Origin of the sequence: Microcoleus sp. S36a_B3 (assembly GCF_036700745.1) — a bacterium.
GTDB lineage: Bacteria > Cyanobacteriota > Cyanobacteriia > Cyanobacteriales > Microcoleaceae > Microcoleus.
On sequence record NZ_JAUBPN010000072.1, the window covers coordinates 1 to 1,665 of the forward strand.

General features: G+C 41.5%; 1 protein-coding gene. It reads right to left on the minus strand.

Features of this window, described 5'->3' with window-relative positions; all coding sequences use genetic code 11:
* Positions 1-61: 61 nt before the first annotated feature.
* Positions 62-1,543, minus strand: coding sequence for an IS5 family transposase (locus QUA01_RS27245; protein WP_333093632.1), 1,482 nt, complete (start codon positions 1,541-1,543; stop codon positions 62-64).
* Positions 1,544-1,665: the final 122 nt, after the last annotated feature.

Sequence of the window (1,665 nt, forward strand, 5' to 3'; positions counted from 1 at the left end):
GGGTTTGCTGAATAATCGATCGCAAACCAATCACAGGAGCGATCGATATATTCAAGCTTGGTTAATATAAGTTCTTCTGTATCGTTTTCATCCAGTTATAATTGGAGATTATCTTCAACCCAAAAACAGGTGTTCTTTTTCCAAATAGATATAAAAACACACAAAAAACCCGGCGCCACCAGGTAGAAAGATTCATTACCAAAAAAGTAATTGCAATAACTGTGCCAGATGTATTATCAAGTTTTGCCATTACTCGATTCAGACCGAATCTTCGTTTTCCTTGCCCAAATTTGCCCTCGATTGCATTTCTAATTCTTTCATCTTCTAAAGCTTGCTTCTTTTTTGCTTTACTGACGTTTGCTGGAGGTCTTCCTAAAGGAGGTCCACTGATTCTAATTCCTTTTTCTTTACACCATGCTCGGTTTTCCCGATTTCGGTAAATGCGATCTGCATGAACTGACTCTGGATAGTATCCCGTGAATCTATAATAAGCTTCTACTTGGGCTTTTAAGTAAAGAGATTCGTTAAAATTATCCCAGCTCATCCGGTCTAAAAATACATATCCTTCAAAACAACTGGCTGATAGTTTGGCTCCAAACTCTACGCTTTTCCCTGCTTTTCCCCTGACTATGGGACGGATGTGGGGTTGGCTCAAACTTACTATTCTATCCTCAATACTCTGTTTGTTATTTTCAAATAGCCAGAGCTGTTGGCGATAGACTTCTGTGAGGACTAGCAAGGTTTTATATTGCTTTTTGGTCAAAGCTTCTAGAGTCGCACCCGCATCAATTAGCTGTTCAATATGAGCTAAGTTTCTTTTGATGTATTGAAGTTGTTTTTTAATTGCCTGTCTTCTTTTATTGCGGGTGGGTCGTCTTTGTTTGGCTACTGCTAAGTAGTCTTTTCTTGCTAGATTACGGTAGGTTCTTGGTTTTTTATGGATTTTTTCTTTGATTTGTTTATACAGGATGTCTAGGATTTTTTCTGTATGAACTCTGGCTCTGTTTAATAGTCCTAAGTCGGTGGGATAGGTAATGTCGGCGGGAGCGCAGGTTGCATCTACGATTAGTTTACCGCGATTGGTTGACTCATTTTTGGCGTCCGAATCCTTTTTTTTTTCGGGTTGGATTGGGGTAATTTCCCGCATTTTTTCGACCATGCGTTCGTTCACTTTATTAATTAGGTTGGGACTAATTCTTTGGCGAAAGTGCACTAATAAAGATGGGTCAAATGGTAGTTCGTTGCTGTAGCTTGATTGACCGATGAAGTATTGCAGATAGGGGTTTTCGCGGATCTGTTCGACTGTTTCTCGATCGCTGATTCCCAGTTTTTCCTTAATAATTAATGCCCCCAATGCCATCCGAAATGATTTGGCTGGTGCCCCCTTTTCGGTGGGGAAGTTTTGGGCATATTCTGACTCAAATTCTGACCACGGGATTAGTTGAGCCATTTTTACCCAACGGTTGTCAACAGACAACCTTCCTCCGACGGGCAGTTCAAACTCGGATGAGGGGCTTGGGGCAAGCTCAGCTTTTCTGTACATGATCGCAGGTGGTGATGCACGGGTTTTGACCTATTTTACCTGTTTATCTTGCACTAAACTCTCGATCGCGCGATCGTATAACCGCGCCGTGTAACCTTTCTGCACTTATCCAGCAAGCCCTA